We start from the raw sequence: 24,179 nt of genomic DNA, 5'->3' as shown, positions 1-24,179 counted from the left end.
ACCTACGACACGGGTTGGGAGGCTAGGGGTCGAGTTGGGCGGGTGCGACTCGGCACCCGGCGGCTTGGGCTCCGTTGTGTAGGCGCCGGTCCCAAACGGCGACGATGAGGCCGGGGTCGCCGACTGCCAACGCGCTGGCCAGATGGACCGCGTCGACACCGCGTAGGGCATGGGCTCGCGCGAGGTGGCCAGCGTGCTGTTCAACCGTCGTGGTGAGTTCGACTGGGCGGGTGGCGGCCCAGAAGTCCTCCCAGTCACGCTCGGTTTCGGCGAGCTCGGATTCGGTGAGGTCGTGATTGCGAGCTGCTGCGGCGAGTGCGGCGCGGACTTCGGGGTAGGCCAGGCGGCTGGACAATGCGGCGTCGCAGCCGTCCCATAGCGCCGACGCCAGCGAGCTCCCGGTCTCGGTGGTGAGAAGTTTGACGAAGGCGCTGGCGTCGAAGTAGACGAGCGGCACCGGTCAGCGCCGCTGGTCGCTGACCCGGTCAGACACCGGCCGCCGCGGTCGCGGCCCGGACCGTCCCGCAGCGACGGGCCGCTGTGCGGTGGCCTTGCTAATCACCCCTTGGGCCGTGAGACGCTCCACGGTGTCTGCGCTGTCCAGAGCAGTGAGTCGCGCGACCGGAATGCCGCGGTCGGTGATGACGACCTCACTACCCGCCCGCGCCCGATCGAGCCATTCGCTGAGGTGCGCGCGCAACTCGGTCACGGATACATCCACACGGTGAACTGTACACTCACTGAACCATGATTTGTACATTTCGCTACTGAGCGTGGCAACGACGACCTGAGAGATTGACCTGCTTCTCTGAATTGTTGGCGGTGTCGCCGCGGATGCCCATGCACCCGACGCCGCCCTGACTGCGTGTACAGGCAAATGTGTGTATGGGCTATGACCTGACCGCGTTGGCGGGCGGGATGTAGCTCGCGCGATGTACCGTGTGCTCGTCGGTGATTTCGCCGTCGGGGGCCAGCAACCACGAGCGGCGATGAGACCCCGCGCACGGTGCGTCGAGGAGCAACGAGCCATGGAATTCGGGAGCTATCCGCCGGAGGTCAACTCGACCCGCATGTATACCGGCGCCGGGGCGGGATCGTTGTCGGCCGCGGCCGAGGTGTGGGGTGTGCTCGCTGCCGAACTGCTTTCCGCGGCGAATTCCTACCAAGCGGTGGTATCGGCATTGACCGCTGGTCCTTGGTTAGGGCCGTCGTCGGCGTCGATGAGCGCTGCGGCCGCGTCGTATGCGGCGTGGTTGCGAGTCACCGCCGCGCAGGCCGAAGAAACCGCCGCGCAGGCCAAGGCCGCGGCCGCTGCCTACCAGACCGCGTTTTCCGCGACGGTTCCGCCGCCAATGGTGGCGGCCAACCGCAGCCAGCTGATGACCCTGGTCGCGACCGATGTGTTCGGAATAAACGCCCCGGCGATCGCGGCCACCGAAGCGCAGTACGCAGAGATGTGGGCACAGGACGCGGCGACGATGTATGGCTACGCAGCCTCGTCGGCCTCGGCGACGTCGCTGACGCCGTTCAACCCGCCCCCGCAGACCACTGATCCGGGTGGGTTGGCCAACCAAGCAGCTGTCGTCGGCGAGGCTGCCGGTATCGCGGAGAGCAGGGTCGGGCAAGTTTTCTCCGCGGTGCCCAGCATGCTGCAGACCGCGGCGGCCCCGGCGGCGGCCGTGGTGGACCCATTGCTCCTGCTGGCCGCGCTGGGCGATGTGTCCGCCCTTACCCTCGGTGTATCAGCGGCCATCGCTACCCTTGGTCTCGGCGTGCCTGCGGGTGTGATCGGGGTGGTGAATCTTCCGGTGGCCGTCTACAGCACCCTGGTGGGTATTCACTCCGACGAGATCCTCAGCGGCTGGGAGGGCATAGAACCCTATCCGGGCACTGGACCGGCGCCGGTGAAGCCGTTCCCGGCGCCGCTGCTCAACTTGCGGGCCGGCACGGTGCCGCCGCCGACGGTGTCCGCCGGTCTGGGTGAGGCGAACACCGTCGGCGCGTTATCCGTGCCGCCGGCGTGGACCGTTGCCACCCCGGCTGTGCGCCCCGTCGCGTACACGCTGCCGGCGCTGAGTGAAACCGCAGTGAAGGCCACCGCCGCACCGGCGGCGGGAACCGGCACGGGCACGATGCTCGCCCAGATGGCAATGGCGGGAATGGCCGGACGAGCCATGGCTGGAACCGTTGGTACCGGCGGGGGCCGGGGCGGCGGCAAGGGGGCCAAGAACGCAGATGCGCCCGCTCGCGCCAGAACTGCAGCGACCGACGCTGACAATGCGGCACCCGGCCATAGCGGCGAGGTGCCCGACGACCGGCCTCGGGCTGTGGTCACCGGGGTCGCGGCCGAGCTACGTGAATTCACCAAGCTCCGCGACGAGGGGATTTTGACCGACGAGGAATACACCGAGCAGAAGAACCGCCTGCTCGGTCGCTGAACCGCCTGTCTGCCGACAGCGGCATTCGTCGAGAGGGGGTGTGCGCAGCAATGGATTTCGGGATCTATCCGCCGGAGATTAACTCCTCTCGAATGTATGCCGGTCCGGGAGTGGGGCCGATGCTGGCCGCTGCGCAGGCCTGGGACAGCATGGCCGACGAGCTGTACAGGACGGCCAGCGGATATCAGTCGGCGGTGTCCGAACTCACCGAAGGGGTTTGGTCGGGTCCGTCGTCCGCGGCGATGAGCGCAGCGGCCGGGTCCTACGTGGAATGGCTGAGCGCCACTGCCGCGCAAGCGGAGGAAACTGCCGCCCAGGCATGGACGGCGGCCTCCGCTTACGAGGCGGCGTTCGCATCAACGGTGCCGCCACCGGAGATCGCCGCCAACCGCAGCCTGCTGGCGGTCCTGGTGGCGACCAACTTCTTCGGGCAGAACACACCGGCGATCGCGGCCACCGAGACGCTCTACGCCGAGATGTGGGTGCAGGACAGTCTGGCGATGTACAACTACGCAGCTTCTTCAGCAGCCGCGGTCGTACTGACTCCGTTTACCTCTCCCCACCAGAACACCGACCCGAGCGGGACGGCCAGCCAAGCCGCCGCGATCAGCCAAATCGGCACCCTCGCCGGCGCCGTGCAAGAAGCCATATCGGTTGTGCCGCAGGTGTTGTCCGCGTTGGCGGTACCGGCCCAGTTCGAACTCCTAGCCATCCTGGTCGCGCTCCTATTCACTGGACCAACCGAGGTAGTGGCCCTTTTCGGGGTCTTACCGGCAGACGTGACTGCTACATTCGGGGATTTTCCCTTCGCCGGGCTCACCGCTGTTTCGGGTGTCGACGACGATGAGACCTTCAGCGGCTGGGACGGGGTAGAGCCTTGGCCAGGTACCGGACCGGCGCCCGTGCAGCCGTTTGTGGCGCCCCTTGCGGGGTTTCCCCCTGGCGGGGTTGCTGCGCCGGCGATGTCAGCGGCGTTCGCGCGCGCGAACATGATCGGGGGATTGACGGTGCCGCCGAGTTGGACTCAAACCGAAGCTGCCGCAACCGAAGTACGCCCAACCGCACTGACCACACCGCTGTCGAACGCGAACGCGGCAGCGCGGCCGGCAGCAGCATTCGGTGTGGCAAACACTTTGAACCAGATGGGAATTGGCGGGATGGCCGGACAGGCGATGGCCGACCCGCCGGCTGCCGCGAACGCTGCGCAGAACGCCGGGGCGGCGCGGCTGGCCGGTCGCACCGAGGACGCACCGGCCGACGGCGTCGAGGTAGTGCCCGCGCCGCGGACCGTTATGACCGGCGTCGCAGCCGCGATCCGCGACATCGCGGCACAGCGCGCCGCTGGACTGCTGAGCGAACAGGAATACACCGAGCAGAAGAAGAGCCTGCTCGACATCTCGTTCGGCCAGTAGATCAGTCGGTCGCGCGGCGGGGTCCTGGTCTCGTCTGCAGCAGAGAATCGACGTCGCCGTATGCGCTGCGGGGGCTGCTGTTCTGCGCCGCATGTGGACGGCGGATGCAGGGCGCCGCCCGCGTCGGGAAGCGAACGACCCGCATCCTCTACCGCTGTGAGCTGGGTAAGTCGCGTTCTGTACCTGCAGACCTCAGCGATCACCCGCGCACCGTCTAGCTCCGTGAAGACGAGGTGACATCGCGACTCGACGAATGGATCGCCACCCTGGCCGATCCGGATGACCTCCCACGTGGGCAGGACGCGGACCCGGCAGCAGGAACTGGGTACGCCGCCCTGCAACGCCAGCTCAGCGAGGCGAATGCCAAGGTTGCTGCCCCAATGTCTGCCACGCAGGTCAGCGGATTGGTCGAGGAGTTGGGCGGGCTACTAGCCGCGCTTGGTCGGGCAACCGCGGCGGAACGCGCAGAGGTGTACGCAAGCCGGGGTCTGCGCCGTGACTACGATCCCCATCTGCGACCGGCGACGGCCGACTTGAGTCGTGTCGCGGATGTGTCCGAGGGGGGACTTGAACCCCCACGCCCATTAGTAGGGCACTAGCACCTCAAGCTAGCGCGTCTGCCATTCCGCCACTCGGACAATTCACCACAAGGGTGGGCAGCTAAGGCTATCGGATTAGCCCGCGCTGGCCCAACGGGGCTCGGCGACCATCCAGACCGGCCCAGCGAGTCGGAGCAATGCAGCATGGCCTCCATCGAAAGTGGTAGGAAAGGTGACTGTGACCCAAGAGAGCGGGGCGACTCAGCCTTCAAGCGGCCCCAGCGACGACCAGAGCGATGATGTGGCCGAGGTTGTCTCCAGGTTGATCCGGTTCGATACCACCAATACCGGTGAACCGGAAACCACCAAAGGCGAGGCTGAGTGTGCGCGGTGGGTCGCCGGACAACTCGCGGAAGTCGGCTACGAGACCGAATATGTCGAGTCCGGTGCGCCGGGGCGGGGCAATGTATTCGCTCGGCTGGCGGGGCCGAAAGGGCAGACGCATGCCCGCGGAGCACTGCTCATTCACGGTCATCTCGACGTGGTGCCGGCGGAACCGGCGGAATGGAGCGTGCACCCGTTTTCCGGCGCGATCGAAGACGGTTACGTCTGGGGTCGCGGCGCGGTCGACATGAAGGACATGGTGGGCATGATGATCGTGGTTGCCCGGCAGCTGCGACGATCAGGAGTCGTCCCCCCGCGCGACTTGGTGTTCGCGTTCCTCGCCGACGAGGAGAACGGTGGCCACTTGGGTTCGCACTGGCTGGTCGCCAATCGGCCGGATCTGTTCGAAGGCGTGACTGAGGCTATCGGAGAAGTCGGCGGCTTTTCGCTGACCGTTCCGCGCCGCGACGGAGGCGACCGCCGGCTCTACCTGATCGAGACCGCGGAAAAGGGAATCCTCTGGATGCGCTTGACCGCGCGGGGACGCGCAGGACATGGCTCGATGGTGCACGACCACAACGCGGTCACCGCCGTCGCCGAGGCCGTTGCGCGCCTGGGCCGTCACCAATTCCCGATCGTGATCACCGACACCGTTGCCGAGTTCTTGGCGGCGGTAGGCGAAGAGACCGGGTTCACGTTCGACACTGACTCATCCGACTTGGAGGGCGTCATCGCCAAGTTGGGACCGATGGCCCGCATGCTCAACGCGGTGCTGCGCGATACCGCCAATCCCACCATGCTCAAGGCCGGGTACAAAGCGAACGTCGTTCCGGCCACGGCGGAAGCCGTGGTGGACTGCCGCGTGCTCCCCGGTCGCCAGGCGGCATTCGAGGCCGAAATTGACGAGCTGATCGGCCCCGACGTGAGCCGAGAGTGGATCAGCGAACTATCCCCGTATGAGACGAGCTTCGATGGCGATCTGGTCGATGCGATGAACGCTGCGGTGTTGGCGGTCGACCCCGATGGCCGCACGGTCCCCTATATGCTTTCCGGTGGCACTGACGCGAAGGCCTTTGCGCGCTTGGGCATTCGCTGTTTTGGCTTCAGCCCCCTGCGGCTGCCGCCGGAACTGGATTTTGCATCGTTGTTCCACGGCGTCGATGAGCGGGTACCCATCGATGCGCTCAAGTTCGGCACCGAGGTGCTGACCCACTTTCTTACCCACTGCTAGTCGGTAACGACACAACAGGACCAAGACAGGACCACGACAGACCATGAGAGGACTCTCCGGATGACATCGCCGTCCAACCCGTATGACGCGCTGCCCCAGCTGCCATCGTTCGGCCTGGCTTCCACGTCGATCACCGCCGGGCAGCCCCTGGCTACCCCGCAAGTCAGCGGGATCATGGGCGCCGGCGGTCAGGATGTCAGCCCGCAACTGAGCTGGTCGGGATTCCCCGACGGGACCCGCAGCTTCGCGGTCACCGTCTACGATCCCGATGCCCCGACCCTCTCCGGTTTCTGGCACTGGGCGGTGGCCAACCTGCCCGCCGACGTCACCGAACTGCCAGCCGGCGTCGGGGACGGACGCGAGCTCCCCGGTGGCGCGCTGACCCTCGTCAACGACGCCGGTATGCGCCGCTACATCGGGGCGGCGCCGCCGCCCGGCCACGGCGTCCACCGGTACTACGTCGCGGTTCACGCGGTCGACGTCGACCGGCTCGACCTGAGTGAGGATGCCAGTCCGGCATTTCTCGGGTTCAATCTCTTCCAACACGCCCTCGCGCGGGCTGTCATCCACGGGACCTATCAACAGCCATAGCTGACTGACCCGCGAAGACGCGCTATTCCCCTGGTTTCTCCCCTCGGGGAACTGCCGACCCGACCGCTTCGCTCAGCGAGGCGAACCCGCCATCATGCAGTCGGCGGGCAATGCCCCGGTGAATGTCAGTGGCCCACAGACCCCCGCCGTAGATGAAGCCGGTGTAGCCCTGCAGCAGCGAGGCGCCCGCTGTGATGCGTTCCCAGGCATCCTCTGCGGTCTCGATGCCGCCCACGCTGATCAACGCCAATCGATCACCGACCCGGTCGTACAGGCGGCGTAGCACCTCGATGGCGCGCGGCGCCAGCGGTGGCCCGGAGATGCCCCCAGCACCCAACTCATCGACCCCGGGCGTGGCCAGGCCAGCGCGCGACACGGTGGTGTTGGTGGCCACGATGCCGGCCAGCCCGAGCTCGACGGCCAGGTCCGCAATGTCGTCGATGTCGCTATCGGAAGTATCCGGCGAGATTTTCACCAGCACCGGGGTGGCGGCCGCTGTTTCCGAGGTTTCCGCGAGGACAGCCGAAAGGATTGGCCGCAGCAAGTTCACGGCTTGCAGATCGCGCAGTCCTGGTGTGTTCGGGGAGCTGACATTGACAACCAGGTACGACGCCAGCGGGCCCACCAGTCGAGCGCTTGCCCGGTAATCGGCGACCGCATCGGCGGCCAGCGTCTTCTTGGTCTTGCCGATGTTTACCCCGATGGGTATCTCCGGACGGTGCCGGGCGAGCCGGACTGCCAGCGCGCCGGCGCCGCTGTTGTTGAACCCCATCCGGTTCAGCAAGGCGCGATCCGCGGCGAGCCGGAACAAGCGCGGGGGTGGATTTCCAGGTTGCCGGTGCGCGGTGACGGTGCCGATCTCGGCGTAGCCGAAACCCAGCGCGCCCCACGTGGAAAGTCCGGCGCCGTCCTTGTCGAACCCCGCTGCTAGGCCCAGCGGCGCCGGAAAGCGCACCCCGAACACCGTGCTCGCCAGGGCCGGATCCGTGGGGCCCAAGAGCCGGTGCAGCAACCGGCGCATCGGCGCGATGGCCGTGGCGCGGGTCAGCACCGCGAACGCTAACGTATGCGCCCGCTCGGCGGGAACCAGGAACAGCAACCGGCGCAGCCGGCCGTACATGCGATGGTGGTCGTCGAGGCGAGCGTTCGCCGCTGTTGCTGGTGTCAAAGTTCCGGCTGGTCTGGGCGCCGGCGCACGTCTGGATTTTCGAAGCGAGATTTCTTGCGGCGCAACAACACCCGCCTACTTCCATCGGTGTAGAGCCGAACCCGTGTCAGTTCCCAGCCACGGTACTCCGCTTCGATTGATAGACGCGTGGACGCGCTGAGCCGGGTCACTTCCGGAGGTAGACGCAAGGGTGCCCATTCGTACTCGTCGGACATGTCGGCGTCCCAGCCGGCGGGTAGGCGGCTTCGCGGCGGTGTCGGTCGGTTGCTCAACGGGTGCCCGCCGCACCCTCGATAGCCTGGACCCCACCCCCGGATCCTGACACCACGTACAGGGTGTCCGACTCTTCGTCGAAGGCCAGCGAGTTTGGTTGCTGCACGGTTGGGTAGCGCACCTTCTCCACGGGTATTCCGGTGGTCAGATCGTAACCAATGACAGTATTCGACGCAGTTTGGGACACCCAGGCGAGTTCACGGGATCCGGCCAGCCCATACGGGGCCTGTCGTACCGGGTAGGCCTGGCGCAAGATCAGGGGGTCGACGCCGTAGACGAGCAATTGGCCACCCCGGGTGTCGGCGACCAAGACTCGGCCCGCCGGATCGGCGGCCATGGTGGTCGCGCCTTCGCCGGCGCGCAGGGCCTGCATGACATGCCCGTCGGCGGCCAGCGCGGTCACCGACGTTTGGCCGCGATCCAGGACGACGATCGTATTTCCCTGTGTGGCAACGGCATCGACGTGCGCGAAGATGTCGCTCCAGTTGGTCACGGTGGCCGTTGCGGCGGCCGGGTCTCGGGTGAGAATGAAGACGGCGCCATCGGCACTCCCGAGCACCAGCTTGCCGTCGGCGCGGATGGCGATCGCGGTGAAGTCGGTCTGCGACGAGTCGTCGACGGTGACTCGTTCGATTCGGCCGGTGGACAAGTCGATCGCGAAGTAGCCACCTCGGCCGGCGAGGAAGGCCGCGCCGCGGCCGTCGCATGTCAACGCTGACGCGGGTCCGGGCACCGCGATGACACGCGGCGGAACGCGGTCAGCACCGAACAACGTCACGGTGGCGGGCGCTTCTGGAGCTGCTGCCCAGGTCAGCACCACTAACTGCCGAGTGGTGGCGTCAAATTGCGCTGCCCGCGGTTGCCCGTCGAGGGGGCGTATCGTGCCGGCCGGATCCTGCGACACCGGAGGTGACAGGGCTGGCCGCGCGGGCTCGATCGTTGGCGGTTTCTCACGAGAGAGGGCCGACAGCGGGTTGGACGAACACGCGGTCGCGAGCATCAGCAAAGCCAGCAGATGCAAAAAACAACAGCGAACTGATCGTTCATGCAGTGACAGCAACAGCCACCTCTCGGACGCGGACCATGCAGCTCGCATTCTAAGGAAGACGAAAATGACAACGGCGTGTCTCAATCTCGTCATGTTGCCCACGGAAACTGTGTCGGAAGAGGTATTGTCTGGACATGACCGTCATCGCTGACAGGCATACCGAAGGCACGGATCACCAGTTTGCTGTTGAAGACATGTCGACGGGAATATGCGCCAGCGGATACGGACAAGTCGGTGATGGGCGGAGTTTCGCCTTCCACATTGAGCATCGGTCGCTCGTCGTCGAGATTTACCGGCCCCGCCTGGCCGGCCCGGTTCCGCAGGCTGAGGATGTCGTCGCGCGGACTGTCCGCAGCCTGGTTGACATCGACGTGACCGACCAGCGCAGCCTCGCTGCGGCAGTGCGCGACTCGGTCGCTAGCGCAGACTCGGTCTTGCACTAGTCGTCGCCCGGTCGTTGGCGGGAGCGGCCCCGCATACCAGGTACGGTCGTCGTCGTGTCTGCGGTTTCGGCGATGTCGTGGTGGCAGGTCATCGTCTTGGCCGTGGTGCAGGGGTTGACCGAGTTCCTGCCGGTGTCGTCCTCGGGTCACCTGGCGATCACATCACGGATCTTCTTTAGTGACGACGCCGGCGCGTCGTTCACCGCGGTCAGTCAATTGGGCACCGAGGCTGCCGTCTTGGTCTACTTTTCCCGCGACATAGTCCGCATCCTGCGGGCCTGGGTGAACGGACTGCTGGTGAAGTCACATCGGAACACCGACTATCGGCTCGGCTGGTACGTGATCATCGGGACCATCCCGATCTGTGTCCTGGGCCTATTCTTCAAAGACGAAATCCGGTCCGATGTACGCAATCTGTGGGTGGTGGCGATCGCGCTGGTCGCGTTTTCCGCGGTGATTGCCCTCGCCGAATACCTGGGTCGCCAAAGTCGTCATATGGAATCGCTGAGTTGGCGGGATGCCGTGGTGGTCGGTGTCGCACAAACGCTGGCCTTGATCCCGGGGGTGTCTCGGTCCGGGTCGACCATCAGCGCCGGGCTGTTCCTCGGACTCGACCGGGCATTGGCGGCTCGATTCGGATTCCTGCTGGCCATACCAGCGGTGTTCGCCTCCGGCTTGTTCTCGTTGCCCGACGCCTTCCACCCGGTAACCGAGGGGATGAGCGCCACCGGTCCGCAATTGTTGGTCGCCACCGCGATCGCGTTCGTCATCGGTCTGACCGCAGTGGCCTGGCTGTTGCGGTTTCTGGTGCGGCACAGCATGTACTGGTTCGTCGGCTACCGGGTGCTTGCCGGCGTTTGTGTTCTGGTCCTGCTAGCGACCGGGACGGTGGCGGCGACATGACCGTCATCCTGTTACGCCACGGTCGCTCCACCTCCAACACCGCAGGGGTGTTGGCTGGGCGTTCCGAGGGAGTCGACCTCGACGACAAGGGACGTGAGCAAGCCGATGGGCTGATCGATCGAGTCGGCGACCTGCCGATCCGAGCGGTGGCCTGCTCGCCGATGCTGCGGTGTCGGCGCACGGTCGAACCGCTGGCAGCGGCGCTGTGTCTGGAACCGCTGATCGACGAGCGGCTCGCCGAAGTCGACTATGGCGACTGGACGGGACAAAAAATCGGCGATCTGGTCAACGAACCGCTGTGGCGCGTGGTTCAGGCCCATCCCAGCGCGGCGGTGTTTCCCGGCGGTGAGGGTCTTGCGCAGGTGCAGGCCCGTGCCGTGGCTGCCGTCCGCGATCGCGACCGGCAGCTGGCCCATGAATACGGTGGCGAAGATGGGGGAGAGCAGGGCAGCGACGTGTTGTGGGTGGCCTGCACTCACGGCGATGTCATCAAGGCGGTTATCGCTGACGCGCTCGGCATGCATCTCGACAGCTTCCAGCGAATCACCGCCGATCCCGGGTCGATCAGCGTGGTCCGCTATACCCCGCTGCGGCCGTTCGTCCTTCACCTCAACCACACCGGTGCGCGGTTGTCGGCCGGTTTGCGGGCAGCGGCTCCGACGGCGACCGAGCCCCACAAAGATTCGCACGGGGAGCCGAAAGGTGCGGTGCCGTCGTCCGACGCGACAGTCGGGGGGTCCACCGGCTAGTCGCGATCGCGCGCCCATCGGGGCAAGCGCATGCACCGAAGGAATCGCATCGCGGGGTCAACTGCCGGTATTTTGGAGATGCCATGGCCCGCGCAATCCACGTCTTCCGCACGCCCGACCGCTTCGTGGCCGGGACCGTTGGCCAGCCCGGAAATCGAACGTTCTACATCCAGGCGGTCCATGACTCGCGGGTGGTTTCGGTGGTTCTGGAGAAGCAGCAGGTCGCGGTGCTCGCCGAACGCATCGGCGCGCTGCTTCTCGAGGTGAATCGTCGGTTCGGCACTCCGGTGCCACCGGAGCCCACCGAGATCGATGACCTCAGTCCGCTGATCATGCCGGTGGATGCCGAGTTTCGCGTCGGGACGATGGGGTTGGGCTGGGATTCGGAGGCGCAGACCGTCGTCGTTGAATTGCTGGCTGTCACCGACGCCGAGTTCGACGCCTCCGTGGTGCTCGACGACACCGAGGAGGGCCCCGACGCGGTGCGGGTGTTTCTGACGCCTGAGTCGGCGCGCCAGTTCGCTACCCGGTCGGTCCGGGTGATCTCGGCGGGACGCCCGCCATGCCCGTTGTGCGACGAACCGCTGGACCCTGAGGGACACATCTGCGCTCGTGCCAACGGTTACCGGCGCGAAGCGCTGCTCGGGCCTGGTGATGACACCGCCGGATGACGATCGTGAGGTTTTGCGCGACGGTGCGCTGACGGTCCTCGGACGCATTCGTTCGGCAAGCAACGCGACGTTCCTCTGCGAATCAATACTGGCTGAACGCAGCGTGCACTGCGTGTACAAGCCCGTCTCTGGCGAGGAGCCGTTGTGGGACTTCCCCGACGGGACGCTGGCCGGGCGCGAACTCGGCGCCTATCTGATATCGGCAGAATTGGGCTGGAACTTGGTGCCGTACACCATTATTCGGGACGGGCCTGCCGGGCGCGGGATGTTGCAGTTGTGGGTGCAGCAACCCGGTGATGCCGCCGACGCGGATCCGCGTCCGGGTCCCGATCCTGTCGATCTGTTTCCCGCCAGCGCATTGCAGCCGGGTTATCTGCCGGTGCTGCGCGCATACGACTACGCCGGTGACGAGGTCATCCTGATGCATGCAGACGACAAACAGTTGCTGCGGATGGCCGTGTTCGACGTGCTCATCAACAACGCCGATCGAAAGGGTGGTCACATCCTCTGTGGCCTCGATGGCCGCGTCTACGGGGTCGACCACGGGCTGTGCTTGCACGTCGAGGACAAGCTGCGCACCGTGCTTTGGGGTTGGGCCGGCAGGCCCATCGACGATCAAACCCTTCAGGCGGTCGATGGCCTCGCCGATGCCCTTGACGGTCCGCTCGCCGCGGCGTTGACCGACCAGATCACCCCTGCCGAGATCAGCGCGCTGCGCCAGCGAACGCAATCGCTGCTCGATCGGCCGGTGATGCCCGAACCAAACCGGCATCGGCCGATTCCGTGGCCTGCGTTCTAGTGCCGGGCCGCCCGCCTTCTTCAGATACGGGCGATACTGAAGCGGTGAACTCCGCGACGCACGGCTTGACGGACGACCCGACAGACGCCGCGCTGGCCGCCGACCTCGCCGCGGATGCAGGGAAGTTGCTGCTGGCGGTGCGCGAGGAGGTCGGATTCGACTATCCAGGGGCGCTGGGCGGGGCTGGTGACTTCGAGGCGAACTCGCTGCTACTGCGGCGGCTGCGGGCCGAGCGTCCGGGCGATGCCGTGCTCAGTGAAGAAGCCCACGACGATTTGGCGCGCCTGAAGTCCGACCGAGTGTGGATCATCGACCCGTTGGACGGAACCCGAGAGTTCTCGATGCCGGGGCGCGATGATTGGGCGGTCCATGTCGCGCTGTGGCGACGCGTCACCAACGGCCAGCCGGAAATCACCGACGCCGCGGTGTCGCTGCCAGCGCGCGGGAACATCGTCTACCGCACCGATACCGTCACCGCCGACGCGGCGCCGGTCGGGATTCCGCAGACCCTTCGAGTCGCGGTCAGCGCCACCCGGCCGCCGGCAATCCTGCATTTCATCCAGCAGACGCTGGACATCGAGGCCGTGGCGATCGGCTCTGCGGGAGCCAAGGCGATGGCCGTGATCGATGGGCATGTTGACGCCTACCTGCACGCCGGCGGTCAGTGGGAATGGGATTCCGCGGCCCCGGCCGGTGTACTGCTGGCCGCCGGCATGCATGCGTCGCGCCTCGATGGCTCCCCGCTGCGGTACAACCAGCTGGACCCATACCTGCCGGACCTGCTGATGTGCCGCGCCGAAGTGGCGCCCGTGCTGCTCGACGCTATCGCGCGGTGGTGGCGCTGACCGATCCGGCTGTTTTCTGATCCGCTGGTGTTGGATGGCCCGGCTCCTCCTCACACCGCTGCGCGGTCTGCATCGTCGCCGGGCTGGTGTTGGATGGCCCGGCTTCTCCTCACACCGCTGCGCGGTCTGCATCGTCGCCGGGCTGGTGTTGGATGGCCCGGCTTCTCCTCACACCGCTGCGCGGTCTGCATCGTCGCCGGGCCTAGAGTCGAGGGCATGCAGTCGTGGTCGCCCGCACCCGTTCCAACGTTGCCGGGGCGTGGCCCGGAGCTGCGGTTGTATGACACCGCCGATCGGCAGGTGCGGCCCGTCGCGGCTGCCACTCAACCCTTCTCCAAGGCCACCATGTACGTCTGCGGGATCACGCCCTACGACGCCACGCACTTGGGGCACGCCGCCACCTATCTGGCCTTTGACCTGATCTATCGGCTGTGGCTGGACCTCGGCCACGACGTGCACTACGTGCAGAACGTCACTGACGTGGATGATCCGTTGTTCGAACGCGCCGACCGCGACAGCGTCGACTGGCGCGACCTCGCCGATCGCGAGGTCGCGCGGTTTCGTGAGGACATGGTGGCGTTGCGGGTACTGCCGCCCAGTGACTTCGTCGGGGCCACCGAGGCGGTCGCCGAAATGGTCGAGGTCATCGAGAAACTGCTGGCGTCCGGGGCCGCGTACGTCGTCGACCCGGGAGCGCAGGAGCACCCGGACGTCTACTTCCGCGCGGACGCGACGCAGCAGTTCGGCTACGAGTCGGGCTATGACCGCGACACCATGCTGCGCCTGTACCAGCAGCGCGGCGGCGACCCGGATAGGCCGGGCAAGACTGACGAATTGGACGCTCTGCTGTGGCGGGCCGCGCGGCCTTCCGAACCCAGTTGGCCCTCGCCGTTCGGACCTGGCCGGCCGGGATGGCACGTCGAGTGCGCGGCGATCGCGCTCAGCCGGATCGACAACGGCCTCGACATTCAGGGCGGCGGGAGCGATCTGGTCTTTCCGCATCACGAGTTCACCGCTGCGCACGCCGAATGTGTCAGCAACAAACGGCGATTCGCGCGGCACTACGTCCATGCCGGGATGATCGGCTGGGACGGGGAGAAGATGTCCAAGAGCCGTGGCAATCTGGTTTTGGTGTCGCAGCTGCGCGCCCAAGGCGTTGATCCGTCGGCGGTGCGGCTGGGTCTGCTGGCCGGACACTATCGGGCGGACCGTTTTTGGAGTCCGCAATTGCTCGACGAGGCAACCGCTAGGCTGCACCGCTGGCGCAGCGCGACGGCGCTGCCGGCCGCTCCCGACGCCGCCGACGTTGTCGCCCGAGTGCGCCAGTACCTGGCGGACGACCTCGATACGCCCAAAGCGATTGCGGCACTGGACGGCTGGGTGGGCGACGCCCTGGAATACGGTGGCCATGACACCGAGGCGCCGAACCAGGTGGCAACGGCCGTCGACGCGTTGTTCGGGGTAGACCTGTAGTCGGCGCCGCGGTACGTTTCGGCCATGACATCGATGCAGGGCAAAGTCGTCTTCATCACTGGAGGTGCCCGGGGAATCGGGGCCGAGGTCGCTCGCCGCCTGCACAACAAGGGCGCCAAACTCGTGCTGACCGATCTGTCCGAGGCGGATCTGGCCACGGTTGCCGCCGAACTCGGCCACGACGATCGCGTACTCACTGTGGTTGCCGACGTGCGCGACCTGCCCGCCATGCAGGCCGCCGCCGACCAGGCCGTCGAGCGGTTCGGTGGCATCGATGTCGTGATGGCCAACGCCGGCATCGCCAGCTACGGCTCCGTGCTGCAGGTCGATCCCGAGGCGTTCAAGCGGGTGCTCGACGTGAACCTGCTCGGTGTGTTCTACACGGTACGTGCCACCTTGCCGGCGGTGATCAACAGCCGAGGTTATGTGCTGATTGTCTCGTCGCTGGCCGCGTTCGCGGCGTCGCCGAGTTTGGCGGCCTACGACGCGTCGAAGGCCGGAGTCGAACACTTCGCCAACGCGCTTCGATCGGAAGTTGCCCACCACGACGTCGGAGTCGGCTCAGCGCACATGTGCTGGATTGACACCCCGCTGGTTCGCGATGCCAAGGCCGACCTGCCCGCATTCGACGAGCTGATCGCGAGCCTGCCCGGGCCGTTGAAGAAAACCACATCGGTAACGAGGTGCGCGGCAACCTTTGTCAAAGGCATCGAGGGCCGCAAAGATCACGTGTACTGCCCGGGCTGGGTGGGCTTGTTTCGGTGGCTCAAACCGGTGCTGTCCACCCGACTTGGCGAACTGCCCACTCGCAAAGCCTTCGCTGAGCTCGTGCCTCGCGTGGATGAACAGGTCGAGGCCCTCGGCCGGTCAAGTAGCGCCTACAACGAGGGCTTGGCGAAGCCGTAGGTTCTGCCGAGAGTCGAGTTGTTGGGCATTTTCGACGCATTTCCGCCCGACAAGTCGACGTTCGGCGCTACGCGTGGGGTCAGCGCCCGAACCCCGGGCGGCGTCGCCGCAGATAACGTTCGAACTCCGCGGCCAGCGCATCGCCGTCGACCTTGCCGAGAGCGTCGTTCATCTCGACGGCAGTGTCGCCATGCTGCTCCAATGACTGCACATATTCGGCCAGCTCCTCATCCTCGGCGGTCAGCTCGGTGATCTCCTGCTCCCACGCTTCGGCAAGCGCGGGCAGGTCGCCCAGCGGCACCTCGACATCGAGCACATCCTCGACGCGGTGCAGCAGCGCCACCGTCGCCTTCGGGTTGGGCGGGTGCGACACGTAGTGGGGCACCGCGGCCCAGAATGTCACCGCCGGGATACCGGCCTGAACGCACGCATGTTGGAACACTCCGGTGATTCCCGTCGGACCCTCGTAGCGGGTTTCCTCCAGACCAAACAGTCGCGTCGACTCCGGAGAGTACGCGGCACCCGAGACGGGTACCGGCCGAGTATGCGGTGTGTCGGCCAGCAGCGCCCCGAGAACTACCACGGTGTCGACGTTGAGTTTCTCGATGATTGCCAGCAGCTCAGCGCAGAAGGTGCGCCAGCGCATGTTCGGTTCCACCCCGTACATCAAGACGACGTCGCGGTCGCCGGTGGGACGGCAGTGCGAGATCCGCATGGCCGGCCAGGCGAGCTCGCGGGTAACCCCGTCGACTTGGCGGATCACCGGGCGATTCACCTGGTAGTCGTAGTAGGCCTCGTCATCGATCTCCATGATCGGGAGCGCCTCCCAGGTCGTAGCCAGGTGCTCTACCGCATCGCTGGCCGCGTCACCGGCGTCGTTCCAGCCCTCAAATGCGGCAACGACAACGGTGTTATGCAGTTCGGGCAGCTGCGCGCTGCAATTCGACCCACTATCCGGCAAAGTCACAGATTCAGCGTACGGCGGTTGAAATGGCGGCCGGGACCTGGCAGAAGGCTGTCAACACCAGAGCGCGTGGGGCTTGGAAGAAAAATGTTCGGGTACGATCTATCCGACCTGAGCGACGACGTCATTGCCGACAAGATCCGCGAGCTGTCGCCCAGGGATCCGCGGTCGCCGAGCGGGTCGGTGTCGATCGCGGCGACGAGTGGGGCGTCCCAGGCGCCGGTCAGGTAAGCCACGTACAATTGCCTGGTCGAGAGGCGTTGCAACGGGTCCCGGTCCACCGGTATCCGCCACGCTCGGCAGAACCAAAGGACGCCTTCCGCTACGGAAGGAGCCTGCGTGAACGCCTTTGAACCGAATGTCCGCCCCGACTGCACCGACGAGCTGACGACCGCGCTCGGCCAGCGGATCTTGGTGATCGACGGCGCGATGGGCACGGCGATCCAGCGAGACCGACCGGACGAGGCCGGCTACCGCGGCGAGCGGTTCAAGGACTGGCCGACCGATCTCGTCGGCAACAACGACCTACTGTCTCTGACGCAGCCGCAGATCATCGAGGGGATCCACCGGGAGTACCTCGAGGCGGGTGCCGAGATCCTGGAGACCAACACATTCAACGCTAACGCGGTCTCGCTCTCCGACTACGACATGGTCGAGCTGAGCTACGAACTGAACTACGCCGGTGCTGCCTTAGCCCGCAAAGCCGCCGACAAGTTCAGCACCCTGCATAAGCCCCGCTACGTGGCCGGAGCGCTGGGCCCCACGACGCGGACCGCGTCGATCTCGCCGGACGTCAATGACCCCGGGGCCCGCAACGTGTCCTACGACCAGCTGGTCGCCGCCTACCTCGAGAGCGCCAACGGCCTGGTCGACGGTGGTGCCGACCTGCTCATCATCGAGACGATCTTCGACTCGCTAAACGCCAAGGCGGCGGTGTTCGCCGTCGAGACGCTGTTCGAGGACCGCGGACGCCGCTGGCCGTTGATCATCTCGGGCACCATCACCGACGCTTCCGGGCGGACGTTGTCCGGTCAGGTCACCGAAGCATTCTGGAACGCGATCAGACACGCGAAGCCGCTCGCGGTGGGCCTCAACTGCGCCCTCGGCGCGCCGGAGATGCGACCCTACATCGCCGAGATGTCCCGGATCGCGGACACCTTCGTCTCCTGCTACCCGAACGCCGGCCTGCCCAACGCTTTCGGCGAGTACGACGAGTCCCCGGAGCGTCAGGCCAGCTACATCGCCGAGTTCGCCGAGGCCGGCCTAGTCAACCTGGTCGGTGGTTGCTGCGGAACGGCGCCACCGCACATCGCTGAGATCGCCAAGGTCGTGGAGAGCAAGCCGCCGCGCGAGCTCCCGGACATCGAAGTGGCCACCCGGCTCTCGGGCTTGGAGCCGCTCAACATCACCGAAGGCTCCCTGTTCGTGAACATCGGTGAACGCACCAACATCACCGGATCCGCCCGGTTCCGCAACCTGATCAAAGCCGAAGACTACGACACCGCCCTGTCGGTCGCCCTGCAGCAGGTCGAGGTCGGTGCGCAGGTCATCGACATCAACATGGACGAGGGCATGATCGACGGCATCGCCGCGATGGACCGATTCACCAAGCTGACCGCGGCCGAGCCGGACATCAGCCGCGTTCCGGTGATGATCGACTCCTCCAAGTGGGAGGTCATCGAGGCGGGCCTGAAGAACGTGCAGGGCAAGCCGATCGTCAACTCGATCTCCATGAAAGAAGGAGAGGAGAAGTTCATCCGCGAGGCACGCCTGTGCCGCAAATACGGCGCCGCCGTCGTCGTGATGGCTTTCGACGAGCAGGGGCAGGCCGACAACCTGGAGCGCCGCAAGGAGATCTGTGGGCGCGCCTACCGGATCCTGACCGAAGAGGTCGGCTTCCCGGCCGAGGACATCATCTTCGACCCCAACTGCTTCGCGCTGGCGACCGGTATCGAGGAGCACGCGACCTATGGGATCGACTTCATCGAGGCCTGCGCCTGGATCAAGGCGAACCTTCCCGGGGTGCATATCTCCGGCGGTATCTCGAACGTGTCGTTCTCCTTCCGGGGCAACAACCCGGTCCGCGAGGCGATCCACGCGGTGTTCTTGTTCCACGCCATCAAGGCGGGCCTGGACATGGGCATCGTCAACGCCGGTGCGTTGGTGCCCTACGACTCGATCGACCCGGAGCTGCGGGACCGCATCGAGGACGTCGTCCTGAACCGTCGCGAGGATGCCGCCGAGCGGCTCCTGGAGATCGCTGAACGGTTCAACAGCAAGGACCAGTCCGGGAAGGAGGATGCGGCGGCAGCCGAATGGCGCAACCTGCCGGTCCGTGAGCGGATCACGCACGCCCTGGTCAAGGGCATCGACGCGCACGTCGATGCCGACACCGAGGAGCTGCGGGCCGAGATCGCCGCCGCCGGTGGTCGCCCGATCGAGGTGATCGAGGGCCCACTGATGGACGGCATGAACGTCGTCGGTGACCTGTTCGGCTCGGGCAAGATGTTTCTGCCCCAGGTCGTGAAATCGGCCAGGGTGATGAAGAAGGCCGTTGCCTACCTGCTGCCCTACATCGAGGCGGAGAAAGAACAATCCGGCGGCTCTGCAGGTGATGACAGCAACGGCACGATCGTGATGGCGACCGTGAAGGGCGACGTCCACGACATCGGCAAGAACATCGTCGGAGTGGTGCTGCAGTGCAACAACTATTCCGTGATCGACCTCGGTGTGATGGTGCCCGCCCAGAAGATCCTGGACGCGGCGAAAGAGCACAACGCCGACATCATCGGGCTGTCCGGCCTGATCACCCCGTCCTTGGACGAGATGGTCAACTTCGCCGTCGAGATGGAACGTGAGGGGCTCGAGATCCCGCTGCTGATCGGTGGCGCGACCACTTCGCGCGCCCATACGGCCGTGAAGGTGTCGCCGCGGCGTAGCGGTCCGGTGGTCTGGGTCAAAGACGCTTCCCGTTCGGTGCCGGTCGCTGCAGCGCTGCTCGACGACAAGCAGCGTCCCGCGCTGCTGGAAGCCACCGAGACCGACTATGCCGCCCTACGTGAACGGCACGCCCAGAAGAACGAGCGGCCGATGCTGACGCTGGAGAAGGCCCGCGCGAACCGGACACCGATCGACTGGGACGGCTACACGCCGCCGGTGCCCGCCCAGGGGACGGGGGTACGGGAGTTTCATGAGTACGACCTCGCCGAGTTACGCGAGTACATCGATTGGCAGCCGTTCTTCAACGCCTGGGAGATGAAGGGCAAGTTTCCCGACATCCTCAACAACCCAGCCACTGGCGAGGCTGCCCGCAAGCTGTACGACGACGCCCAGGAGATGCTCGACACGCTGATCAAGGAGAAGTGGCTGACGGCGAACGGGGTGATCGGGTTCTTCCCGGCCAACGCGGTCGGCTCGGGTGAAGACATTGAGGTCTACACCGATGAGACCCGTACCGAGGTGCTGACCACGTTGCACAACCTGCGCCAGCAGGGCGAGCACCGGGAAGGCATTCCGAACCGGTCACTGGGCGACTACATCGCGCCCAAGGACACCGGTCTGGCTGACTACATCGGCGCCTTCGCCGTCACCTCGGGGATCGGGATCGGAGACAAAATCACGGAGTTCAAGGCAGCCCATGACGACTACAGCGCGATCCTGCTGGAGTCGATCGCCGACCGGCTAGCGGAGGCGTTCGCCGAACGGATGCACCAACGGGTTCGAGAGGAATTCTGGGGTTACCAGCCTGATGAGCGCTTGGACAACGAGTCGCTCATCGGTGAAAAGTACGTGGGAATCCGCCCGGCCCCCGGCTATCCAGCCTGCCCTGAGCACACCGAGAAGGTAACGCTCTGGAAGTTGATGGACGTCCGGAAGCGGACCGGCATCGAGTTGACCGAGTCGATGGCGATGTGGCCGGGTGCCGCCGTCAGCGGCTGGTACTTCTCGCACCCGCAGTCACAGTACTTCGTGGTCGGCCGGATGGCTCAGGATCAGGTCGCTGACTACGCGACTCGCAAGGGCTGGACCCTGGCCGAAGCCGAGCGCTGGCTCGGCCCCAACCTCGGCTACAACCCGGAGGACTGAGCCCACACCCCACTGGGGCCGTCGCACCCCGCTTGCCGGGCTGCCGAAACCGCCGTGACTTTGCTCGGCGGCACGTGACACAATCGCTGGCCGTGAAGACCTTCGAGGATCTGTTCGCCGAACTCGGCGAACGCGCCCGCACCCGGCCGGCCGGCAGCACCACCGTGGCTGCGCTCGACGCCGGGGTACACGCGCTGGGCAAGAAGATCCTGGAGGAGGCCGGCGAGGTGTGGCTGGCCGCCGAGCACGAACCCGATGACGCGCTGGCCGAGGAGATCAGTCAATTGCTCTACTGGACACAGGTCCTGATGATTTCCCGCGGACTGTCCCTCGACGACATCTACCGGAAACTATGACCATGCTACGGGTGGCGGTTCCCAACAAAGGTGCGCTGAGCGCGCCCGCGGCCGAGATCCTGGCGGAGGCCGGGTACCGGAGCCGCACCGACTCCAAAGATCTGACGGTCATGGATCCCGTCAATAACGTCGAGTTCTTCTTCTTGCGGCCCAAGGATATTGCGATCTACGTCGGTTCCGGGGAGCTTGACTTCGGGATCACCGGACGTGACCTGGTGCGTGATTCCGATGCGCCGGTGCGGGAACGGCTAGCGCTGGGATTCGGGTCGTCGAGCTTTCGTTACGCCGGTCCGGCCGGGCGCGAGTGGACGACATCCGACCTGGCCGGCAAACGGATTGCCACCTCGTACCCGACTTTGGTTCATAAGGACTTGACTGCCAGGGGTATCCAAGCGACGGTCATCAGACTCGACGGCGCTGTAGAGATCTCCATACAACTTGGCGTCGCCGACGCCATCGCCGACGTGGTGGGGTCCGGTCGCACCCTGAGCCTGCATGATCTGGTGGCCTTCGGCGAGCCGTTGTGCGACTCGGAGGCGGTGCTGATCGAGGGGGACGGCAAGGCCGACCAGAGCGAGGTCAGCACCGCGCGCGATCAACTCGTGGCCAGGGTACAGGGCGTGGTGTTCGGTCAGCAGTACCTGATGCTCGACTACGACTGTCCACGTACGGCATTGGACAAGGCCGCGGCGATCACGCCGGGATTGGAGTCACCGACCATTGCGCCGTTGGCCGATCCGGGGTGGGTCGCTGTGCGTGCCTTGGCGCCGCGTCGAGACGTCAACGGGATCATGGACGAGCTCGCCGCCGTCGGGGCCAAGGCGATTCTGGCTTCCGACATCAGATTCTGCCGATTCTGAGGATCCGCTGCACTCTTTGCTGTGTTAGCGTCCGGCTAGTCATCCGCCTCAAGGAGGGATCGCAGTGACGTATTTGCTCGTGCTGCTGTTGGCTTTACTCATCGGTGTGGTTGCCGGATTGCGTTCCCTGACGGCTCCGGCCGCGGTGTCCTGGGCTGGCACTCTGGGCTGGATCAATCTGCATGGAACATGGGCGAACTGGGTCGGCAACATCGTGACGGTCGGCATCCTCAGCGTGCTGGCGGCGACCGAACTCATCAATGACAAACTCCCGCAGACGCCACCTCGCACAGCGGCGCCCGCGTTCGCTGTTCGGATCCTGATGGGTGGGTTCGCCGGCGCGGTGATCGGTATCGCCTGGGGCTACCGCTGGGGTGCGCTGGGAGCCGGTGTTGTCGGAGCGGTGCTCGGCACCATGGTTGGCTATCAGTTGCGTCGCCGGCTGGTAGCGGCCCGCGGCGGCCAGGACTTGCCGATCGCGCTGCTGGAGGACTCCGTGGCGGTCCTGGGTGGCTTCGCCATCGTCGGGGCGGCGGGTGCGCTATGACACAGCATTTTGACGCCATCATCGTCGGTGCCGGCCAGGCCGGGCCCTCGCTGGCAGGTCGCCTGACCGCCGCGGGGCAGCGGGTTGCGATGGTGGAGCGCAAGCTTTTCGGCGGCACCTGTGTCAACACGGGATGCATCCCCACCAAGACATTGGTGGCCAGCGCGCACGCCGCGCACGTCGCCAGGCGTGGTGCGGAATACGGTGTCGGGACCGGTTCTGTCGGCGTAGACATGGCGAAAGTCAAGGCACGCAAGGACGCGATCATGCTGGCCGACCGCAACGGGGTCGAAGCCTGGTTGGACGGCATGGATGGCTGCACGGTCTTTCGGGGACATGCCCGATTCACCGATCCGCACACGCTCCGGATCGATGATGATGACGTGCTGCACGCCGACCGGATCTACCTCAACGTCGGTGGCCGCGCGGTGGTGCCCAACATCCCGGGGCTCTCTGAGATCGATTTTCTCACCAACGTGTCGATCCTCGAACTCGATACTCTGCCAGAACATCTCGTCGTCGTCGGCGGCGGCTACATCGCGCTGGAGTTCGCCCAAATGTACCGTCGTTTCGGTGCCCAGGTAACGGTCTTGGAGCGGGGACCGCGGTTGGCGTCCCGCGAAGACGAGGATGTCTCGGCGACCATCAACGATATTCTGGCCGCTGAAGGCGTCGACATCATTCTCGGCGCCGACGACATCCGAATCACGAAGCGCAGCAGCAGTTCTAGAGGCTTCGAGCTGACGCCCCGTGCTGGTGCGCAGCCCATCGAGGGCAGCCATCTGCTGCTGGCGGTGGGGCGTCGACCCAATACCGACGACCTGGGTCTGGATGCCGCCGGCGTGGCCACCGACGCGCGCGGCTACATCGTCGTCGACGATCAGCTCAAGACCACTGTTGACCACATTTGGGCGATGGGTGACTGCAACGGAAAGGGAGCTTTCACCCACACGTCGTACAACGATTACGAGATTGTCGCCGCGAACCTGCTCGATGACGACCCACGCCGGGTCAGCGACCGTATCACCACCTACGCCCTCTATATCGATCCGCCGCTAGGTCGAGCGGGCATGACCGTCGACCAGGTTCGAGCGTCGGGTCGGCGGGCTTTGGTCGGTAAGCGGCCAATGACGAGGGTCGGCAGGGCCGTGGAAAAGGGTGAAACGCAAGGCTTTATGAAGGTCGTGGTCGATGCCGACACCGACGAGATACTGGGAGCGGCGATCTTCGGTGTCGGCGGCGACGAGGCCATTCACGCCATCCTCGACGTCATGTCGGCCAAGGCGCCGTGGCGCACGCTGGCGCGCACCATGCATATCCATCCCACCGTCAGCGAGCTCGTTCCCACGATGCTGCAAGAGATGTCGCCACTGGTCTAGCGGCGATCGCAAGCGCGGCGTAGCCGGGCGCGGCGGGTCGCCGCCATCGAACTAGCGGCGATCGCAAGCGCGGCGTAGCCGGGCGCGGCGGGTCGCCGCCATCGAACTAGCGGC

At 65.9% G+C, this 24,179-nt stretch carries 23 protein-coding genes, 1 tRNA gene and 1 pseudogene; 18 read left to right on the top strand and 7 right to left on the bottom strand.

Features of this window, described 5'->3' with window-relative positions:
• Positions 1–22 precede the first annotated feature (22 nt).
• Both F6B93_RS13365 and F6B93_RS13360 read right to left on the bottom strand, forming a co-directional pair.
• Positions 23–457, bottom strand: a complete 435-nt coding sequence (locus F6B93_RS13365; protein ID WP_211695532.1) for a type II toxin-antitoxin system VapC family toxin — start codon at positions 455–457, stop codon at positions 23–25.
• Positions 458–460: 3 nt separating this feature from the next.
• Positions 461–803 (bottom strand): annotated as a pseudogene (locus F6B93_RS13360) (type II toxin-antitoxin system Phd/YefM family antitoxin); the annotation flags it as partial.
• Positions 804–1,028: 225 nt separating this feature from the next.
• On the opposite strand from F6B93_RS13360, the gene F6B93_RS13355 reads away from it, so the two are divergent.
• The 3 genes from F6B93_RS13355 (at position 1,029) to F6B93_RS23760 (ending at position 4,068) form a co-directional block, all read left to right on the top strand.
• Entirely contained in the window at positions 1,029–2,438 is a 1,410-nt protein-coding gene (locus F6B93_RS13355) for a PPE family protein, SVP subgroup (RefSeq protein WP_211695531.1), read from the top strand.
• 50 nt (positions 2,439–2,488) lie between these two features.
• Positions 2,489–3,850 (top strand): PPE family protein, encoded by a 1,362-nt coding sequence (locus tag F6B93_RS13350; RefSeq protein ID WP_211695530.1) that lies wholly within the window; start codon positions 2,489–2,491, stop codon positions 3,848–3,850.
• A gap of 104 nt (positions 3,851–3,954) precedes the next feature.
• Positions 3,955–4,068, top strand: a complete 114-nt coding sequence (locus F6B93_RS23760) for a hypothetical protein (protein ID WP_425518451.1) — start codon at positions 3,955–3,957, stop codon at positions 4,066–4,068.
• A gap of 334 nt (positions 4,069–4,402) precedes the next feature.
• Here F6B93_RS23760 and F6B93_RS13345 read toward each other — a convergent pair.
• Positions 4,403–4,488: transfer RNA gene (locus tag F6B93_RS13345), tRNA-Leu, on the bottom strand.
• Between the two features lie 139 nt (positions 4,489–4,627).
• On the opposite strand from F6B93_RS13345, the gene F6B93_RS13340 reads away from it, so the two are divergent.
• Together F6B93_RS13340 and F6B93_RS13335 are read left to right on the top strand one after the other, a co-directional pair.
• Positions 4,628–6,004, top strand: a complete 1,377-nt coding sequence (locus tag F6B93_RS13340) for a M20/M25/M40 family metallo-hydrolase (protein ID WP_211695529.1) — start codon at positions 4,628–4,630, stop codon at positions 6,002–6,004.
• 60 nt (positions 6,005–6,064) lie between these two features.
• Positions 6,065–6,595, top strand: coding sequence for a YbhB/YbcL family Raf kinase inhibitor-like protein (locus F6B93_RS13335; protein WP_211695528.1), 531 nt, complete (start codon positions 6,065–6,067; stop codon positions 6,593–6,595).
• Between the two features lie 22 nt (positions 6,596–6,617).
• Here the strand turns inward: F6B93_RS13335 and F6B93_RS13330 are convergent, their stop codons facing one another.
• The 3 genes from F6B93_RS13330 to F6B93_RS13320 are packed head-to-tail and all read right to left on the bottom strand — an operon-like array spanning position 6,618 to position 9,036.
• Complete coding sequence (locus F6B93_RS13330) at positions 6,618–7,715, bottom strand: quinone-dependent dihydroorotate dehydrogenase (RefSeq protein ID WP_211699466.1); 1,098 nt, start codon at positions 7,713–7,715, stop codon at positions 6,618–6,620.
• A 44-nt stretch (positions 7,716–7,759) separates the two neighbouring features.
• Positions 7,760–7,978 carry a DUF5703 family protein gene (locus F6B93_RS13325; RefSeq protein WP_211695527.1) on the bottom strand — a complete coding sequence of 73 codons (219 nt, stop codon included), beginning with the start codon at positions 7,976–7,978 and terminating at the stop codon, positions 7,760–7,762.
• Between the two features lie 53 nt (positions 7,979–8,031).
• Positions 8,032–9,036, bottom strand: a complete 1,005-nt coding sequence (locus tag F6B93_RS13320) for a YncE family protein (RefSeq protein ID WP_211699465.1) — start codon at positions 9,034–9,036, stop codon at positions 8,032–8,034.
• 182 nt (positions 9,037–9,218) lie between these two features.
• Between F6B93_RS13320 and F6B93_RS13315 the strand changes: the two genes are divergently transcribed.
• The 8 genes from F6B93_RS13315 to F6B93_RS13280 all read left to right on the top strand — a co-directional run bounded on the left by F6B93_RS13315 (position 9,219) and on the right by F6B93_RS13280 (position 15,873).
• Positions 9,219–9,527: a hypothetical protein gene (locus tag F6B93_RS13315; RefSeq protein WP_211695526.1), complete on the top strand. Its 309-nt coding sequence runs from the start codon at positions 9,219–9,221 to the stop codon at positions 9,525–9,527.
• 72 nt (positions 9,528–9,599) lie between these two features.
• Positions 9,600–10,430 carry an undecaprenyl-diphosphate phosphatase gene (locus F6B93_RS13310; RefSeq protein ID WP_211699464.1) on the top strand — a complete coding sequence of 277 codons (831 nt, stop codon included), beginning with the start codon at positions 9,600–9,602 and terminating at the stop codon, positions 10,428–10,430.
• Positions 10,427–11,179 (top strand): histidine phosphatase family protein, encoded by a 753-nt coding sequence (locus F6B93_RS13305; RefSeq protein ID WP_211695525.1) that lies wholly within the window; start codon positions 10,427–10,429, stop codon positions 11,177–11,179. Before F6B93_RS13310 ends, F6B93_RS13305 begins: the two co-directional genes overlap by 4 nt.
• An 83-nt stretch (positions 11,180–11,262) precedes the next feature.
• Entirely contained in the window at positions 11,263–11,850 is a 588-nt protein-coding gene (locus tag F6B93_RS13300; RefSeq protein ID WP_211695524.1) for a DUF3090 domain-containing protein, read from the top strand.
• Entirely contained in the window at positions 11,834–12,649 is an 816-nt protein-coding gene (locus F6B93_RS13295; RefSeq protein ID WP_211695523.1) for an SCO1664 family protein, read from the top strand. Before F6B93_RS13300 ends, F6B93_RS13295 begins: the two co-directional genes overlap by 17 nt.
• A gap of 44 nt (positions 12,650–12,693) precedes the next feature.
• On the top strand, positions 12,694–13,494 hold the full coding sequence (locus tag F6B93_RS13290; protein WP_211695522.1) for a 3'(2'),5'-bisphosphate nucleotidase CysQ: 801 nt from the start codon (positions 12,694–12,696) through the stop codon (positions 13,492–13,494).
• 216 nt (positions 13,495–13,710) lie between these two features.
• Positions 13,711–14,967: a cysteine--1-D-myo-inosityl 2-amino-2-deoxy-alpha-D-glucopyranoside ligase gene (mshC, locus tag F6B93_RS13285; RefSeq protein ID WP_211695521.1), complete on the top strand. Its 1,257-nt coding sequence runs from the start codon at positions 13,711–13,713 to the stop codon at positions 14,965–14,967.
• 24 nt (positions 14,968–14,991) lie between these two features.
• Entirely contained in the window at positions 14,992–15,873 is an 882-nt protein-coding gene (locus tag F6B93_RS13280; RefSeq protein WP_211695520.1) for an SDR family oxidoreductase, read from the top strand.
• Between the two features lie 79 nt (positions 15,874–15,952).
• Here the strand turns inward: F6B93_RS13280 and F6B93_RS13275 are convergent, their stop codons facing one another.
• Positions 15,953–16,834, bottom strand: coding sequence for a PAC2 family protein (locus F6B93_RS13275; RefSeq protein WP_211699463.1), 882 nt, complete (start codon positions 16,832–16,834; stop codon positions 15,953–15,955).
• Positions 16,835–17,176: 342 nt separating this feature from the next.
• On the opposite strand from F6B93_RS13275, the gene metH reads away from it, so the two are divergent.
• From metH to F6B93_RS13250, 5 genes are all read left to right on the top strand, one after another.
• Positions 17,177–20,923, top strand: a complete 3,747-nt coding sequence (gene metH, locus F6B93_RS13270; protein ID WP_211695519.1) for a methionine synthase — start codon at positions 17,177–17,179, stop codon at positions 20,921–20,923.
• A 74-nt stretch (positions 20,924–20,997) separates the two neighbouring features.
• A complete protein-coding gene (locus tag F6B93_RS13265; protein WP_211695518.1) occupies positions 20,998–21,279 on the top strand; it encodes a phosphoribosyl-ATP diphosphatase in 282 nt (93 codons plus the stop codon).
• Positions 21,280–21,281: 2 nt separating this feature from the next.
• A complete protein-coding gene (hisG, locus tag F6B93_RS13260) occupies positions 21,282–22,139 on the top strand; it encodes an ATP phosphoribosyltransferase (protein WP_211695517.1) in 858 nt (285 codons plus the stop codon).
• Between the two features lie 64 nt (positions 22,140–22,203).
• Positions 22,204–22,686: a glycine zipper 2TM domain-containing protein gene (locus tag F6B93_RS13255; RefSeq protein WP_211695516.1), complete on the top strand. Its 483-nt coding sequence runs from the start codon at positions 22,204–22,206 to the stop codon at positions 22,684–22,686.
• Positions 22,683–24,065, top strand: a complete 1,383-nt coding sequence (locus F6B93_RS13250; RefSeq protein ID WP_211695515.1) for an FAD-containing oxidoreductase — start codon at positions 22,683–22,685, stop codon at positions 24,063–24,065. Before F6B93_RS13255 ends, F6B93_RS13250 begins: the two co-directional genes overlap by 4 nt.
• Positions 24,066–24,179 lie beyond the last annotated feature (114 nt).

This window comes from Mycobacterium spongiae (genome assembly GCF_018278905.1).
Lineage (GTDB): Bacteria > Actinomycetota > Actinomycetes > Mycobacteriales > Mycobacteriaceae > Mycobacterium > Mycobacterium spongiae.
Note: the sequence above shows the minus strand (reverse complement) of the source record. Positions and strands in the feature narration are given on the sequence as shown.